Origin of the sequence: Moraxella sp. K1664 (assembly GCF_039693965.1) — a bacterium.
Classification (GTDB): Bacteria; Pseudomonadota; Gammaproteobacteria; order Pseudomonadales; family Moraxellaceae; genus Moraxella.
The window spans coordinates 2565481-2583748 of the sequence record NZ_CP155576.1; the positions used below are offsets into that span (position 1 = coordinate 2565481).

General features: G+C 44.4%; 12 protein-coding genes and 1 tRNA gene. 3 read left to right on the plus strand and 10 right to left on the minus strand.

Translation table 11 applies throughout. The features are described 5' to 3' along the window. Window positions 1–81: 81 nt before the first annotated feature. A complete protein-coding gene (locus tag AAHK14_RS12425; protein WP_065256266.1) occupies window positions 82–1680 on the minus strand; it encodes an isocitrate lyase in 1599 nt (532 codons plus the stop codon). Between the two features lie 423 nt (window positions 1681–2103). Here AAHK14_RS12425 and AAHK14_RS12430 point away from each other — a divergent pair, with 423 nt between their 5' ends. Continuing rightward, a complete protein-coding gene (locus AAHK14_RS12430) occupies window positions 2104–2559 on the plus strand; it encodes a chorismate lyase (RefSeq protein WP_065256265.1) in 456 nt (151 codons plus the stop codon). Window positions 2560–2639: 80 nt separating this feature from the next. On the opposite strand, the gene AAHK14_RS12435 is transcribed toward AAHK14_RS12430, so the two are convergent. After that, on the minus strand, window positions 2640–3953 hold the full coding sequence (locus tag AAHK14_RS12435) for a citrate:proton symporter (protein ID WP_065256264.1): 1314 nt from the start codon (window positions 3951–3953) through the stop codon (window positions 2640–2642). A 259-nt stretch (window positions 3954–4212) separates the two neighbouring features. On the opposite strand from AAHK14_RS12435, the gene glyA reads away from it, so the two are divergent. Beyond that, entirely contained in the window at window positions 4213–5595 is a 1383-nt protein-coding gene (glyA, locus tag AAHK14_RS12440; protein WP_065256263.1) for a serine hydroxymethyltransferase, read from the plus strand. 46 nt (window positions 5596–5641) lie between these two features. On the opposite strand, the gene AAHK14_RS12445 is transcribed toward glyA, so the two are convergent. The 8 genes from AAHK14_RS12445 to AAHK14_RS12480 form a co-directional block, all read right to left on the minus strand. After that, window positions 5642–6574: an HrgA protein gene (locus AAHK14_RS12445; protein WP_065256262.1), complete on the minus strand. Its 933-nt coding sequence runs from the start codon at window positions 6572–6574 to the stop codon at window positions 5642–5644. 47 nt (window positions 6575–6621) lie between these two features. After that, on the minus strand, window positions 6622–8715 hold the full coding sequence (glyS, locus tag AAHK14_RS12450) for a glycine--tRNA ligase subunit beta (protein WP_065256261.1): 2094 nt from the start codon (window positions 8713–8715) through the stop codon (window positions 6622–6624). A 47-nt stretch (window positions 8716–8762) separates the two neighbouring features. After that, a complete protein-coding gene (glyQ, locus tag AAHK14_RS12455) occupies window positions 8763–9713 on the minus strand; it encodes a glycine--tRNA ligase subunit alpha (protein ID WP_065256260.1) in 951 nt (316 codons plus the stop codon). 186 nt (window positions 9714–9899) lie between these two features. Further along, a tRNA-Leu gene (locus tag AAHK14_RS12460) sits at window positions 9900–9985 on the minus strand. 333 nt (window positions 9986–10318) lie between these two features. Then, complete coding sequence (gene ppsA / locus AAHK14_RS12465; RefSeq protein WP_065256259.1) at window positions 10319–12679, minus strand: phosphoenolpyruvate synthase; 2361 nt, start codon at window positions 12677–12679, stop codon at window positions 10319–10321. 130 nt (window positions 12680–12809) lie between these two features. Further along, window positions 12810–14078, minus strand: a complete 1269-nt coding sequence (locus AAHK14_RS12470; RefSeq protein ID WP_065256258.1) for a GDSL-type esterase/lipase family protein — start codon at window positions 14076–14078, stop codon at window positions 12810–12812. Between the two features lie 167 nt (window positions 14079–14245). Further along, entirely contained in the window at window positions 14246–15472 is a 1227-nt protein-coding gene (locus AAHK14_RS12475) for a DUF459 domain-containing protein (protein WP_083108174.1), read from the minus strand. A 23-nt stretch (window positions 15473–15495) separates the two neighbouring features. Next, window positions 15496–16998, minus strand: coding sequence for an MBOAT family protein (locus AAHK14_RS12480; protein ID WP_194092630.1), 1503 nt, complete (start codon window positions 16996–16998; stop codon window positions 15496–15498). A 324-nt stretch (window positions 16999–17322) separates the two neighbouring features. Between AAHK14_RS12480 and AAHK14_RS12485 the strand changes: the two genes are divergently transcribed. Continuing rightward, a complete protein-coding gene (locus AAHK14_RS12485; RefSeq protein ID WP_083108170.1) occupies window positions 17323–18216 on the plus strand; it encodes a pyruvate, water dikinase regulatory protein in 894 nt (297 codons plus the stop codon). The last annotated feature ends 52 nt before the right edge of the window (window positions 18217–18268 follow it).

Here is an 18268-nt window from a genome sequence, read left to right on the forward strand (position 1 = left end):
AATGCGAGAAAAACGAGCGAAGTTGTACAAGTAGTACTACGAGCGAGTTTGACGAAGCAGTAGCGTTTAGCCGAGTAGGTCTCAACCGCCAAATTGGTTCATGGTGTTTTTACTCGCATCACCTGCTTTAAGAGCGTTCTCACCAGAGAAAATCTCTTTGTGGTCATCGCCAATGTCAGAACCTGCCATGGCTTGGTGTTTCACACAAGCGATACCGCCACGGATTTCTTTACGCTGAACGCCAGCCACATAGGCAAGCATACCCTCATCACCGAAGTAGCCTTTTGCCAGCTCGTGAGTAGATAGAGCGGCGGTGTGGTAAGTCGGTAGCGTGATTAGGTGGTGGAACACACCTGCTTCACGGGCAGCATCTGCTTGGAAGGTACGGATTTTTTCGTCCGCATCACGGGCAAGCTCGCTGTCGTCATATTGAGCGTCCATTAGCTTGGCACGGTCATAGCCTGATACGTCTTTGCCCTCGGCAACCCAGCGGTCATAGGCTTGTTGGCGGAAGTTGATTGTCCAGTTAAATGACGGAGAGTTGTTGTACACAAGTTTAGCATCTGGCACTTGCTTTTTGATGTCATTCACAAAACTTGCAATGCCTGCCACGTCTGGGGTTGGGGTCTCAATCCAAATCATGTCCGCACCGTTTTGGAGCGAAGTTACGCAGTCTAGTACCACACGGTCGTGCTGTGTACCCTCACGGAACTGATACAAGCCAGACGCTAGGCGAGTTGGGCGGTGTAGCTTGCCGTTACGCTTGATAAGGATTTCGTCTTCCTTAGCTTCTGAGATGTCAATTTCGGTGGTTTCTAGGTAGCTGATGTATTTGCTCGCTAGGTCGCCTGGTTCACGGCTGACAGGGATTTTTTGGGTAAGGTCAGCACCTTCTGAGTCGGTACGGGCAACAATCACGCCCTCGTCCACGCCAAGCTCCAAGAACGCATAACGCACGGCGTTGATTTTTGCCAAAAAGTCTTCGTGTGGTACGGTAACTTTACCTGCTTGGTGTCCGCACTGCTTGGCATCTGAGACTTGGTTTTCAATTTGAATGGCACACGCACCCGCTTCAATCATTTGCTTGGTAAGTAGGTAAGTGGCTTCTTCGTTACCAAAACCTGCATCAATGTCAGCGATGATTGGCACAACGTGGGTTTCAAAGTTGTCAATTTGATTTTCTAGCTCTTTTACCTTAGCGGTGTCGCCTGCTTGCTCGGCTTTTTGTAAGGCACGGAACAAGTCGTTTAGCTCTTTGGCATCTGCTTGGCGTAAGAACGTGTAAATCTCTTCAATCAGCTTTGGCACAGCAGTTTTTTCGTGCATAGATTGGTCAGGTAGTGGACCAAACTCAGAGCGAAGGGCTGCAACCATCCAGCCTGATAGGTAGATGTAGCGTTTGCTCGTTGTGCCGAAGTATTTTTTGTTGGCAATCATTTTTTGTTGGGCGATAAATCCATGCCAGCAACCTAATGATTGGGTGTATTTGGTGTTGTCAGCGTCATATTCCGCCATGTCTTTACGCATAATGCTTGCGGTGTATTTGGCGATGTCAAGACCTGTTTTGAAGCGGTTTTGGACAATCATGCGAGCGGCATCTTCTGGGCGGATAGCGTCCCAAGTGCCACCTAATTTGGCTTTAACGTTACGAACGTGTTCTAGGGCGGATTGGTAAGTCATGAGAATTTTCCTTATAGGTTCATGGGTCTAGGACCGTGAATGACAAAACTGCCAACTTATGAAAAAAGCAATGCAAAACCATCTGTATTGCTCGTTTGTTTTTCATGTGCCTAGCATACCCAAAAGTTTGGCATTTATCCAATAGCCTGCTTAAATTATGACTATTTTTTAAAAAAATGATGTTGGTTTTTTCATTATAAAAATTGATGATAATTAAGACAAGCGATGTGATAACCCTTTGAAAAGTGGGGCGATTTTCTCAAAATGGGATGTATAAATTGTCTTGATGATGATGTTTGATTTTTTCTAAAAATTTTTTGAAAAATCTGCCAAATTGTAACAAAACATCTCAAAAATCGCCCCATCTCGCCCCTACATTGGTCATTTTGTGCTAAAATTTGCCAAATTTCACAAAAATTTATCATGCCTACGCCACCCACCACCCTAACCCCTTATCTCTACTCTCACGGCTCGCTGACCGCCTTATTAGAACAGCGAGCAGGGCAAGCCTTGCGTGTAAACGTGATACATGAAGGTCATCAGTTAATTGATTTCACCACCAAAAAACTCTTAGGACTGCCTGTCCACCGCCCTACCCTTGCGTGGGTGCGTGAAGTAGAGCTGTTTGGCGATGATGACGTGGCGTGGGTGCGTGCCAAAAGCATATTTCCCTTGACAAGTCTAGTCGGCAATGCCAAACGCCTACGCCACTTAAAACGTACGCCGATTGGCTATGTCATGTTTAAACACAACAAAAATCTGCCCCATGCTCGCACTTACTTTTTTGATAATAATGAACATTGGGGACGAAATACGGTTTATGATTGGCAAGGGCGAGCGGTGTTGGTGCAGGAAGTGTTTTTGACGGATTTTTCATAAAAATTCTCGGCAGGAAAGACAAATTTGCAATAAAAACCGCCCAAATCACATTGAGCGGTTGTTGTTGGCTGATATTAGCCTTATGCCAAAGGAATGACCCCAATGACAATCGCACTTGCCAAAATCGCCACCGACAAGCCCCAAATCCACATGAAAGAATAGCGGATATGCTTACCCATTGACAAATTGGCAAGACCTAAGCCCATCCACAACGCAGGCGATAGCGGCGTAACAAACGTCCCCACGATACTGCCGATAAGCATGGCGTAGCCTGCCGATGTCGGGGCGACCCCAGCTTGGCTGGTGATTTGTTCCACCACAGGAAACAGCCCAAAATAATAAGCGTCCGTGCTAAGTACCAGCTCCAAGGGTACGCCCAGCATACCGATGATGATGTGTAGGTATGGCAACATGGCATTTGGCAGGATTTTGACCAAATCATTGGCAATGGCATCAAGCATACCCGTTCCCTTTAAAATCCCCAAAAACGTCCCTGCCGCCAAGATGATGCTTGCCATCATAATCGCCCCGCCTGCATGAGCATTAATGCGTTCAAGCTGTTCTTTGGGATTGCGATAGTTGATGAGTAGCACCACCGACGTGGCAATCATAAACACATAACCAGGTGGCAATTTGCCCGAAAATAGCACCGCCATCGCTAGGATAAATATCACCACATTGACCCAAAACAGCTTTGGTTTGGCAAGGCGTGTCTCTTCGTCCGTCATTTGGGCAGGAGCGATAAGCTCGCCCACATCAGGCAATACGCCAAATTCTTTGGTAATACGTCTTTTTTCACGCAAACCCAAAAACACCGCCAACGCCACAATATACGTCAAAGCAATGACCTGCACACTAAACAAGGGCTGATACAGCTCGTTTACGTCCATTTCTAGAACCGTTGCCACTCGTCCTGTCGGGCCACCCCAAGGGAGCATATTGACCACGCCGGCACTGGCCGCCAGCAATAAAAACAGCATATAAGGGTTCATGTGCAATTTTTTATACAAAGGCAACAAGGCAGGTACAACAAGCAAAAACGTGGTCGCCCCCGCTCCATCTAGCTGTGCCACCACCGACACCAACACCGTGCCGACACTCACGGCAATGATGTTACCCCGAGTGAGCTTAACCAAACCATTGATGAGCGGACGAAACAGCCCCACATCACTCATGATGCCAAAAAACAAAATGGCAAAAATAAACATGATGACAATCTGAATCACCGAACGTGTGCCATCAGTATAAAAATCCTTGACCTGACCTAAGTCAAAGCCTGCCACCAATACCCCAATAAGTGGCACAATGACCATCGCAATCACAGGCGAGACCTTTTCGGTCAAAAGAAGTGCCACGATTATCACGATAATCGCAAGCCCAATAAAGGTTAGCATACGCATTCCCCATGAATTATTGAAATGATATAAAATAATGTTTATTTTAGAGTAATTATTCAAAAAAATAATTATCAAAAACAGGTTAATCTATCATATTATGGGGTATTTGTCTTGATTTTTTTGTTTTTTCTTTTAAAGGTTAAAACAATCGTTCTTACCCCAAAAAATACCCCTGCCATTTTAGACAAAATATGATACACTTAGCATGTTTATTTATGCCATTTCATTTCTAATCTTTCCAACCTAAGGATTTTTTATGTTCAAAGACATCTCCCTACACGCCATTGACCCTGAGATTGCCACCGCCATTGATGCCGAAGGGCAGCGTCAAGAAGACCATATTGAGCTGATTGCGTCAGAAAACTACTGCTCGCCTGCCGTCATGGCAGCCCAAGGCTCAAACCTAACCAACAAATATGCCGAAGGCTACCCCAACAAACGCTATTATGGCGGTTGTGAACACGTAGACGTGATTGAGCAGATTGCCATTGACCGTGCCAAAGAGCTGTTTGGGGCGGACTATGCCAACGTACAACCACACTCAGGGTCTAATGCCAACGCCGCCGTTTATCTTGCCCTACTAGAAGCAGGCGATACTGTGCTTGGCATGAGCCTTGCCCACGGTGGACACTTGACACATGGGGCAAGCGTGTCGTTCTCTGGCAAGACTTATAATGCCGTGCATTATGGTATTACCGATGACGGCTTGATTGATTATGATGAAGTGGCTCGCCTAGCCCGTGAACATAAGCCCAAGATGATTATCGCTGGCTTTTCGGCATATAGCCAAGTTATGGACTGGCAAAAGTTTCGTGAGATTGCCGATGAAGTTGGTGCGTATCTTATGGTGGATATGGCACACGTGGCAGGGCTTGTGGCGGCAGGCGTGTACCCGAACCCCGTGCAGATTGCGGACGTAACAACCACCACCACCCACAAAACCTTGCGTGGCCCCCGCTCGGGTCTTATCCTTGCCAAAGCCAACGAAGAGATTGAGAAAAAACTAAACTCAGCCGTCTTCCCCGGTACGCAAGGCGGGCCCTTAATGCACGCCATTGCCGCCAAAGCGGTATGTTTTAAAGAAGCGATGAGCGATGAATACAAAGAATACCAACAACAAGTCGTCAAAAACGCCAAAGCCATGGCGGACACGATTATCGCTCGTGGTTATGATGTGGTGTCTGGCGGTACCGAAAACCACCTTATGCTAATCAGCCTTATCAAACAAGGCATTACAGGCAAAGAAGCGGACAAATGGCTTGGGGACGCTCACATCACCGTAAACAAAAACTCCGTGCCAAACGACCCCAAATCACCTTTTGTAACAAGCGGTATCCGTCTTGGTACACCTGCCGTTACCACTCGTGGTTTTAAAGAAGCCGAGTGCGTGGAGCTAGCGGGTTGGGTGTGCGATATTTTGGACGCCAAAGGTGATGAAAAGGTTATTAGCGAAGTGCGTGCCAAAGTTGGCGAAGTTTGCCAAAGACTGCCCGTTTATCAAAAATCAAAAACCAAAGAGTTATTTGGTAAAATCAGCGATATGATTGACGAGCAAGCCGACAGCGAATTTGTCCACACCGCCAAAGACAAATTCAATGAGTTCTACGAAAAAGCGATGACCAAAATCAATCAAAAATAAGCACTAAATTAAATCCGCCCCGTGATGATGTCATGGGGCGGATTTTTTATTTATTCCAATTTTCCTTAAAAATATCGCCTGTACGATAATATACCGATACATATTTGATATAACGCTCAAAGTCTCTATTTTCAGCAACAATGCGATTGACCGATTGCCAATCGATGTTTGTTTTACGTTTAGCAGGCAACACAATTTCGCTTTCTGTAATGTCGTCTAAATTTAGCACAATCACGCCAATGCCATGCAAATCCGACAAAATCCGCAACTCTTCGGACACGTTTTCAGCAATACTACTGGCGACCAAATAACCTTCGTTTGCCCAACTTGAATTGCTCACTGCCTGAAAAAAGCTGGCTCGCACGTTGGATTTATTGAGTTCCTTTTTCACTTCAAAAGACCACAATCGCACATTTGCCCCAGAGATTTTGACGCAGTCTTGCACCGCTTTTTTCCAAGATTTATCAATAGCTTGCATGGCAACTATATCAGGGTGTAGCCATTGATTGCCGTTTTGTCCATGACTGTTTTTAGAGGTTTTCTCATCAATTCTTAGGCAATACAAGCCAAATTCTGTGGATAAAAACTCTATCAGTTTGGGGTATAACTCATGCTCGGTCAATGTATTTTTGGATTTTTGAATGTCTTTTTTAAAGGTGTTATCCGTCTCTTGGATTGGTAATTTATCACTGACCAAATCTGTCGTTTCAACATCAGACGCATACCAAAATATTCTTGGGCGTGGTTTGTCTTGAATGTTGATGTTATTAGACATATTTAATAATTGCTTAGGATTTGAACCAATTTCTGCCACCATTTGAGCGATAAACGCTTTTTCATTTGGATACTTTTGTCGTTTGTCGATAAAATCTTTTGCATACGTCTTGGTAATTGCCAAAGCAATTTCTCTGGCGGTAAATGCTTGATTGGCATGTTGTTTTAAAAAAGCAATCACCTTTTCATTTAGGGTTGTTTTCATCTCTTTTTATTCTCAAACAAAAGCCCCACAACAGCAGGGCTTTTTTATCAACCTTGAAGCACTCCAATATCCGCCACACTCAAAAACAGCGTACGCACTTGCCCAAGCAAGGCTAGGCGGTTGTTTTTAAGATTCTCATCATCGGCATTTACCATGACATTATCAAAAAAGTCGGTCAATGGACTTGCCAAGGCGGTCAAGGCGGTCAATACCCCTTGATAATCGGCATTGTCTTGCAAGGGTTTTACCGTCTCTTTGGCAGTCAAAATCGCCTGATACAACGCCTTTTCTGCCGTCTCGGTCAAAAGACTCTCATCTATGCTATCGCCCACGTTGTCGGCTTTGGCAAGGATATTGGCAACACGTTTGTTGTTTTCTGCCAACACCTGTGCCTGTGGCAACGCACGAAACGCCTGCACGGCACGGATACGCTCATCAAAATCAAGGGGCATGTGCGGATTTATCGCTTGCACGGCTTGAATGGTATCCACCGCTACGCCCTGCTCGGTGTACATGGCACGATAGCGTGAACCGACAAATTCCATGACAGCGTTAAAAGTTTCGCTCATGTTATTGATTTTATTACCATAATTTTTGATGGCTTCACCCACAAGGCTTGCCAGATTTAGCGGTAATTTATTTTCAATCAAAATACGCAAAACACCAATACTTGCCCGTCTTAGGCTAAATGGGTCTTTTGAACCTGTTGGAGCTTCGTTAATTCCAAAAATCCCCACCAATGTATCTATGCGATCGGACAAGGCAAGAGCGATGCCAATTGGTGTTTTGGGCAATTCATCACCACTAAATTTGGGCAGATATTGTTCACTAATGGCTTCTGCCACCTCTGCTTTTTCACCTGATTTATAAGCATAATACGTCCCTGCAATGCCTTGCAACTCGGGAAACTCGCCCACCAATGTGGTCGCCAAATCTGCCTTTGCCAAAATCCCTGCTCGTACCACATCATCGGTTGATACCTGCCAGCCATGTGAGTGCAAATTTTCACTGATAAAGGCGGATAATTTGGCAATGCGTTCGCCCTTTTCCCAAATTGTACCAAGTTTATCTTGAAATACTCGTGTTTTTAGGGTTTCGGCAAAGTCAGTAAGCGGACGTTTTTGGTCTTGCAAAAAGAAAAATTCAGCGTCCGACAGGCGTGGGCGTACCACTTTTTCATTACCCAAAATTACCGCAGATTTATCAAGGCTATCAATATTGCTAATAAAAATAAAGTTGGGTTTTAGCTTGCCATTGTCGTCCGTGAGACAAAAATATTTTTGGTCGGCTTGCATGGTGCTGATAAGGGCTTCTTGGGGAACCGCCAAAAACCGCTCGGGAAAGCTCGCTCGCAGGGCAACAGGATAATCCACAAGGGCGGTAACTTCGTCAAGTAAGTCATCAGGGACAATGGCAGTCGCACCGATTTCATCGGAGAGTTTTTGGACTTGGGCAACAATGTCCGCTTGGCGTTTGGCAAAATCCGCCACCACAAACCGCTCGGCAAGTAGGTTCTCATAATGCTCGGCATGGTCAATCACAAAAAAATCAGGGGCGTGATAGCGATGACCACGAGACTGATTGCCCGTGTCATGCCCTTGAATGCGTGCAGGAATGACGGTATCGTCCGCCATGAGTACCACCCACTGCACAGGACGGACAAACTCGCCCTTGCTCGCCCCAGAACGCATACGTTTGGCAATCGGCAAATCATCGAGTGCCTTTTGGATAAGGTTTGGCATCATGTCGGTAACTTTTTTGCCCTTAATAGTCAGCTCATAAGCGATGTATTCACCTTTTTTATCGCTGATGGTGATTAAATCATCTGCTGTAAGATTTAGACCATTGGCGTTAAGCCCTTGCAAAAAACCCTGCCCTGCACGAGACAAATTCCCGTCAGCATCAAAACTTGCCTTGATATTTGGGCCTTTTTTGATTTCGGTGCGGTCGGGCTGATGGTCGCCCACGCCTTTGATGAGTAGTGCCAAACGGCGTGGAGCAGAGTATGCCTTGATGTCATCAAAAGCAATGTTTTGCTCACCCAATGCTGTCTTGACATGGTTGTATAGGGCATTTTGCAAAGTTTTTAGAGATTTTGGGGGCAACTCTTCGGTGCCAAGTTCAAATAGGATTGTACTCATTGTTTACCTTTAATATTCTTAATCTTTGTTTTATAAAATCAATCGGTTTAATCTTCTTTGACCAACCATTTTTCCAACGCTTCTGGCTTATGGGCATCATCTGCCAAAGGAAAGCCCAATTTCGCTCGTGCAACGGTATAACTCTCCGCCACTTTACGAGCCAATGTCCGCACACGCAAGATAAAGCGTTGGCGTTCGGTAACGCTAATTGCCCCACGAGCGTCCAATAGATTAAAAGTATGGCTGGCTTTTAGTACCATCTCATAGGCAGGCAATGGCAGATTTACACCCACCAAGCGGTCGGCTTCATGCTCATAAAAGTCAAATAATTCAAAAAGTTTGCTAATATCTGCATGTTCAAAATTATAGGTAGATTGCTCCACTTCGTTTTGGTGGAACACATCGCCATAAGTCACACGCCCAAACTCGCCGTCCGTCCACACAAGGTCATAGACGCTATCCACGCCTTGGGTATACATGGCAAGGCGTTCCAATCCATAAGTAATCTCGCCCGTTACAGGAAAACACTCAATCCCACCCACCTGCTGAAAATAGGTAAACTGGGTAACTTCCATGCCGTTTAGCCACACTTCCCAACCAAGCCCCCACGCCCCAAGCGTTGGACTCTCCCAGTTATCCTCAACAAAACGCACGTCATGGGTCAGCGTATCAATGCCCAAGGCCTGCAAAGAACCCAAATACAGCTCTTGAATGTTGGCAGGATTTGGCTTTAAGACCACTTGAAATTGGTAATAGTGTTGCAAACGGTTAGGATTATCGCCATAACGCCCATCGGTTGGGCGACGAGACGGCTGAACATAGGCAGCATTCCATTTTTCAGGCGTTAAAGCACGCAAAAATGTGGCGGTGTGAAACGTCCCTGCCCCCATTTCCATGTCATAAGGTTGCAAGACCACACAGCCACGCTCTGCCCAGTAGTTTTGTAGGGTTAGGATAATTTGTTGAAAGGTTAATGCTTGTTTTGATGTTTGTGTCATAGTCATCACTTTTGGATTTGGTAAATGACTTATTTTAACACAAATAGACAGGATAAAAAATGGTTGTGGTTTTAAGTTGCTAAGATTTTTATTGATAAATAGAAAATGACATAGCGGATTAAAGGATTGGGGATATGATTTTACTTTTAAAAACAAAAAACCCTTGAAAAATCAAGGGTTTGTAGTTGGTACCAGTGGTCGGACTCGAACCGACACGCTTATTAGGCAACGGATTTTGAATCCGTCGTGTCTACCAATTTCACCACACTGGCATGAGTGGTTAGCTTGTTTGCTATGGGTGCGTATTATAGCTTATTTTAAAATTTCGTCAAGGGGTTTTTATAAAAATTTTAAAAATATTTTAAAGACTGAGCTTTTTACAGCCCAGTCTTATAGGGCGTGCCTGCCTTTTGTATTTGCAATGAAAAATGAGAAAAATCGCACGTTTTTCAAGGAAAAAACGTAGGCTGATAGTTATTCTATCAGACAAGTTTTTGACGAAGAAAAACAAGATTTAGCCATTTTTCATGCAAAAACGATTAGTTTATTTCTAAAATATATCTGAATTGTAAATAGTGTTATAAAGGGCAGGCACGCCCTAACCATCATTTATCCGCCAAAAATAACCAAGTATCCAGCACCGTATCAGGGTTTAGCGATACCGAGCTGATACCTTGCTCCATGAGCCATTTGGCAAGGTCTGGGTGGTCGGACGGCCCTTGACCGCAAATGCCGACATATTTACCCTGTTTACGGCACGCTTCAATCGCCATGCCAAGCAGTTTTTTGACCGCAGGGTCTCGCTCATCAAACAAGTGCGATACAATGCCACTATCACGGTCAAGCCCTAGCGTAAGCTGAGTTAGATCGTTTGAGCCGATTGAAAAACCGTCAAAGTAAGCCAAGAACTCATCAGCAAGCAAGGCATTGGTTGGCAATTCGCACATCATGATAATTTCAAGAGAATTCTCGCCACGTTTTAGCCCATTTTTTTCAAGTAATTCAATAACTTGGCGAGCTTCGCCTGTGGTACGCACAAACGGAATCATGATTTTGACGTTGGTTAGCCCCATGTCATCACGGACGTATTTTAAGGCACGGCATTCTAATTCAAAGCAATCACGGAAATTGTCCGAGATATAACGACTCGCCCCACGGAAACCAAGCATTGGGTTTTCTTCGTGCGGTTCGTACAGCTTACCGCCGATTAGGTTGGCATATTCGTTGGATTTAAAATCACTCATACGCACGATGACAGGCTTGTCTTTGAACGCCACGGCAAGCGTTGAGATACCTTCGATGAGTTTGTTGATATAAAACTCCACAGGCGAGTTGTACCCTGCGATACGCTCAAACACTTGGGCTTGGGTCTCTTGTGGCAAGGTGTCCACGTTCAAAAGAGCCTTGGGGTGTACGCCAATCATGCGGTTAATGATAAATTCTAAACGAGCCAAGCCTACGCCCTCATTTGGGATTTGGGCAAAGTCAAAGGCACGGTCGGGATTACCCACGTTCATCATAACCTTAAAGCCAAGCTCAGGCATACTGGCGACAGAATTTTTTTGTACTTCAAAGTCCAAAATGCCGTCATAAATAAAGCCCGTATCGCCCTCGGCACATGATACCGTTACCGCCTGACCGTCTGTCAAAAGCTCGGTGGCGTTACCACAGCCGACAATGGCAGGTACGCCAAGCTCACGAGCGATAATCGCCGCATGGCAAGTGCGTCCGCCACGGTTGGTGATAATCGCACTGGCACGCTTCATCACAGGCTCCCAATCGGGGTCGGTCATGTCAGACACTAGCACATCGCCGTCTTGGACTTTGCTCATCTCGTTCAAATTGGTTACGATACGCACCTTGCCCGCACCGACACGCTGACCGATAGAACGCCCTTCGCATAGGACTTTTGCCCCCTTGCTATTGATGACATAACGCTCCATGCTCGTTTTGTCTTGGCGAGATTTGACAGTTTCGGGGCGAGCTTGTACGATGAATAATTCGTTGGTATCGCCGTCTTTTGCCCACTCAATATCCATAGGACAGCCATAGTGTTTTTCAATGATAAGGGCTTGTTTGGCAAGGCGAGTTAGCTCATCGGTATTTAGGGCAAACTGCTGACGGTCGCCTTTTTCTACGTCCACGATTTTGGTGGAGCGTTTGGTCGTACCTTCATCGCCATAGACCATTTTAATGTGTTTTGAGCCAAGATTACGACGAACCACAGCAGGGCGATTCTCTGCCAATAGTTTTTTGGATAAATAAAACTCATCAGGGTTTACCGCCCCTTGCACCACCATTTCGCCCAAGCCATAGCTTGCGGTGATAAACACCACGTCATTAAATCCGCTTTCGGTGTCAAGCGTAAACATCACGCCAGACGTACCCGTCTCCGAGCGTACCATACGCTGAACGCCTGACGACAACGCCACGCCTGCGTGCTCAAAGCCTTTGTGTACACGGTAGGCAATCGCACGGTCGTTATAAAGACTGGCAAACACTTCTTTGATGGCAATCAGTACGTTGTCAATGCCACGAATGTTAAGGAATGTCTCTTGCTGACCTGCAAAAGACGCATCGGGCAAGTCTTCGGCAGTCGCTGATGAACGCACCGCCACCGCCACATCTTGACCACCTGTAAGCGTATCAAATGCGGTGCGAATCTCATCTTCTAAGTCTTTTGGCAGTGCTTGGGCGATGACCCAACCACGCACTTTTGCCCCCACTTCGGCAAGTTTTTCGACATCATCAACGTCCAAGCCTTTTAGTTCGGCATTGATTTTGTCAAGTAAACCTGTTTCGTTCAAAAAGCGGTTAAACGCTTCTGCGGTCGTGGCAAAGCCGTTTGGCACAGACACGCCAACATTGGCAAGATTGCTAATCATCTCGCCCAAAGACGCATTTTTACCACCGACAATCTCAACATCGTCTTTGCCTAGTTTGTTAAAGGGGATAACTTGTGCCATACGAACACCTTTTTAATCTATAAAAATTTGTCAAATTATAACGAGAAATTTGCCAATACTCAATGTTATTTTTTATAAAAATAGGTGTATTTATTATCTAAATACACCTATTTTAACCTTTTAATAAAGACTAATTAGCCCGTTCAATGCGGATAAACCCACGCCCTTGACCGCCCTGCCCTGAGCTGATACTTGGCACATCATTGGGGCTGTATGTCGGAGCGGTGTTAGGATAAGTGGCATTCGGATACTGCGTGGGGGCTTGTGCCTGTAATGCCAACAGCTCATTTGCCAACTCATTACCCAGACGAGTGTAGCCTGACTGACTAAAATGCACGCCATCTTTACTGGCAAGTCCACGACTTATCCATGATTTCATCGAGCAAGAGCCACCCATCGCCCCTTGCCAATCCCAATATAAGGTGCGTTCGGCTTGGGCGACTTGCCGTTGGGCGGTTTGCACGTCTGTGAGCGTGGCAGGGCGTGTGCCACACCCACCGCCTGTGCTTTTTAGAGCTTCTGGCGAGCCGAGTACCATGACCGCCGAACGTGGACTGACGGCACGGATTTGGCGGATTTTTTCGGTCAAGGTCGCACGCACGCTCTCGCCTGACACGCCATTATACGCTTCATTAGTGCCATAGGCGAGTACGATAAGCGTGGGGCGAATGGTCGCAAGCTCATTTTGCCACGCCTGCGCATTCCATCTGCCCCAATGCGACAGCTCCGCCCCATTGATACCCAGTGCCGATACCACCGCCCCACGTCCACTGGGGTTAAACGCCCACCAACCGCCAATCGCCGAGCCTGTGGCGTTGTCATTATAAATGGTAAACGGCAAATTCACGTCCACACTCACCATCTGCCATGTGCCGTCTTTGCGTGCCGTTTCTAGCACAAACCGCTTGCCATAAGCGTCCACCCCTGTAAATCTGCCGTCTGTCGGTTGCTGACGAATGCTCACCCAGATACGCTGAGCAGGTTCTGCCCCTTTTTTGGGTTTTAGGGTTAGACTTGCCCCATTGACCTTGGGTCTGGCAATCAGTCCGCCCAGCGTATAATACTCGCTTTGATTGGTACGGCTAGAAATTGGCGAAAAATCCACATTATCATAACTAAACCGTGCCATACGCTGACCGCTAAAATACATCGGCATCGCCCAGCCCATGCCACCATCGCCCATCACGCCCTGCAAGCGATTTCTTAGAGCGTCCGTCATGGTGTCGCCAGCGGTGTGGCTGTCGCCGAGTTGGACGATATGTACCGAATGGTTTGTCATGGCTTGGGCTAAGGCACTGGTATTGGGTTCGCCAAAGTTGGTTAGATTGGCATGAGCTGATACCGACACGCACGCCATGATTAATAAGGTAGGCTTAAAGCTAAGTTTTGTTAAATTCATGAATACTCTTTTTAATAGACAACTCCATTTTCAACCTTATATAAGTGATTGATTTTTCAAGGGCGAATTGCAATTCGCCCCTACAACCTAAAAATAATTACCATTTTAAGTTGAAAATGAAGTAATAATTATCAAATAAAAACATCATCGCTTAGTGATTAAATTCATCACTCAATGATTAAATAAGATTGCACTTCTTTGGCAAGAATCCGCTGACCATCGCCAGAAAAATGAATACCATCACCGCTACGCATTTTAATGTTTTTGCCGTCTTTTTCAAGATAATCATTGTAAACATTGTTACGCCCACCCATGATAGGACGTGCATCAATCACTTTGACATTATGACGAGTAAGCTCATTCATCATCACATCATTAAGCTGAACCATTTGTTCATTTAATTTATTTTTTTTCATATTTGGCGGTGTTACCCAAATCACGCCCACCTGCCTTTCTTTGGCAAAATCCAATATATCTTTCATGCGTGCCTGATATTCTGCTATCCATTCTTCGCTATTAAATTTTAGGTATTTTCCCTGTTTATCTGGCATATCCCAAGGGTCATTTGCCCCCAGCATGACAATGAGTACTTTGATACTACTATCTGATTGTAACGTATTTTTAATGGTGCTATTCCAATCAAAGAATTTAGGATATGCCAAACCGGTACTTTGTTTGCTAAGATTGACCGAATCCACGCCTAAGCCTTGTAAATACTTTTGCATATGTGGGGCAATGCCCTGCATCATCGAATCTCCAGCAAAAAATACTTTTTGGCTTTTATTTAATGTCAAAGATTGTTCTAATTCATTTTGGGCTTGATTTTCTTTTAGGGCTTGGGCTTTTAATTGTCTTTCTTGCTCTTGACGTAATTGCTCTTGACGTGCTTTTTCTGCCATTTGGGCTTTATAAGCAGGGGTATAGGCGTAATTATCATTAAACTCATCAATCACACTTTTATTCATATTGCCGATATTATTGGCGATATTATCATGAAAGGCATATAATCCATCGCCAATATCGCCCCCTTTTTGCCATAACGGACTATTAATCAGATTTAACGGGCTGGACTGATGATAAGTTTGTAGATAATAGGCATTGATTGATTTTTGCATTATCCAAATACCCATGACGGTAGATAATACCAAAAACATGAGCGTGGTGATAAAAGATTGTTTAAAATTATCATCTAGGCTAATGACTTCATTATCCCAATCATCGCTATCATCTTGATGAATGATTTCTTTATCTGTATTTTCTGTATCAATGTTTTCTTTGTTAATTTTTTCTTTATTAATGTCTTTTCGATGAATATTTGCTTGATTGACATTATCTTGACTGTCAATATCAGCCTTGTTAATATGATTAATCTCATCTTGTTTATGTTCGCTCATGATAATATCCTTTATCTTGTCTTTTAGAAATTTGCATAAATAAAACCGGGAATGCCAGACGGAGCCAAAATGACCACCGCCATAAATACCATAAAGCACAACACATAAAAAATCACGCTTGGCATTTTATTTATTAGCCGACCGACCTGTGTTTGATGACGATGAAATAATGGATAAATCAGCCATGCCAATGTCAAAATCGCCAATAGATAAATCGGGTTATTTGTCCATGCCACATTAATATGATTAAAAAATAAGGCATTAAAAATCAATAACGCTTCATCTAATGTGGTCGCCCTAAAAAAGACAAAGGCAAATACCACAAAATGCACGGTGATTAATACGCCCAGCGTTTTACCAATGATGCCTGTATTTGCCAAAAAGTTACGACCTTTATCATGACCGCTTATTTTTTGGCACGCCAAATCGCCTGTATTTAATAAAGCAATGGCTAAGGCGTGTAATAGCCCCCAAAAGAAAAAGTTAAAGGTTGAGCCATGCCAAATCCCTGATAGCACCATCGCAATAATAAGATTGAGCTGGGTAAACCAAAAGCCCTTTCTACTACCACCTAAGGGAATATAAATATAATCTCTTATCCATGTCGATAAACTAATATGCCATCTGTCCCAAAAATCTCTAATATTATGAGCCAATAATGGGGCATTAAAATTCATGGGTAAGCGAAAACCGAGCAATAATCCAAATGCCACCATCATCTCACTATATCCTGAAAAATCTAAAAATAATTGCAAGGTATAACCATAAATGGCGGTCAATACTTCTAAGCTATGAAAGCCTGTGGGATTGGCAAAGACGGGATTAACCCAATTATCTGCCAAATACCCTGCCAGCCACCATTTTTTGGCAAGGGCAAGCACGATTAAGGCAAAGGCGATTTTTGGGTATAATAATTGGCGTGGTTTTGGTTCATTTAATTGGTCATACATGGCACATTCTTTGCCAGTAATGTCTTTTAGTCCTTTGGTATAAGCCACACGAGTAATCGGGCCTGATGAGATAGTGGCAAAAAATGAAAAATAGGTTAATGATTGCCATAAACTCAATGGCGTTTGGGGCTGATGATTGTTTTTGGTTTGTTGGTATAAGGTCGCCAAATAACTAATGGCTTGAAATGAATAATAAGAAATACCCAATGGGAAAATAATATTTGCCATAAGTCCCGTATTATCTAATTGCCACATCTCTAAGGCACGGCTAATATTGGCACGGAAAAATTCATAATATTTAAACACTGATAGATTTATCAAAGTGATGATAACGCCCATCGCCATCCATGATTTTTTGTGGCGACTGATGATGATTTGCCGAGCAATGAAATAAATGACAATACTAAAAATAAACAGCATGCCAACTGCCATCAAGCCTGCCATTAAATAAATAATGGCATAGCTGATAATGAGCAACAACATATTTTGAATGTCTGGTCTTTTTTTAAATGCCCAATAAAGCATAAAAAACACCATGAACAATAACGCAAATTCTACCGATAAAAATGAAAACATTGCATTCCTTAGCCATAAACCATCTGAGAAACCATGAATACGCCCTACCCAAAGATGTGATTGTTGTTATTATGGTTAGCACCGCCCTTTTATCCAATCTACACTTTTTATATTGACAAAAAGGTCGTTCATTTTAACAAAATTACCACAAATGCACAATGGGATTTTATCCGCTTTTTCATGCTGTTTTAATCATTGTCATTTACTTGTCCTGTTTCTTATTATCATGCCACAGTTGATAATTTTTCCTACAAAATCCCCTGTTTTTGTGCTATACTCTTATTTGAGTTTACCCATGTATGGCACAGGACATAAAGGATAGCCATGTACGTTCACACCCCCACACCCAGCCAACAAGACCAGCAGGCTCGGCAAGCCAAGCAGTTTAAAGCCCCCGAGCTACTTCGCAGTGCTTTTTTTATCTCTGACGGCACCGCCATCACCGCTGAGACGCTTGGGCGATCGCTACTTAGCCAATTTGGCAATGTCAAATTTGACGTCAAAATCATCCCCTATGTGGACACTCCCGAGCTGGCTCATGAAGCGGTCAAACGTATTAACGAAGCCCATCATTTATCAGGACTTAAACCCTTGGTTTTTGACACCATCGTCAGTGATGAGATTCGCAGTATCATCAACGGGGCGAACGCCACCAATCTTGATATCTATGAAGGGTTAATTACCCGCATTGCCAACGAGATTGGCGAGACCCCCGACCCCCACGCAGGCATGGCACACGGACAAGTGGACAGCGAAGACTATAAAGCAAGGATTGACGCGGTGCATTTTGCCCTAGATAATGACGACGGGGCAAGAACCAATCACTATGATGGGGCGGACATCATCTTAGTTGGCTTATCACGCTCGGGAAAAACGCCCACAAGCCTATATCTTGCCTTACAGTTTGGCATTCGTGCCGCCAACTATCCTTTGACCGAAGACGACCTAGATAGTAGCAATCTGCCCAAAGTATTACAGCCCTATCGCCACAAACTCTTTGGTCTGACCATTGACACCGAGCGACTGGTACGTATCCGCCAAGAGCGAAAAGCAGGTTCTCGCTATGCGTCCCTTGCCCAATGCCAAGAAGAACAGCGTGCCATCCAAGCCATCTACACCGCCCAAAAAATCCCCAATCTCAATGTCTCTGAGATGAGTATTGAAGAGATTGCCACACGGATTTTACAAATCACAGGTTTGGCACGGCGGATTGGCTGATTGTTAAAGCATTTTAAATAGCATGATTTTAAAACTGACAAACTCTGAGAAA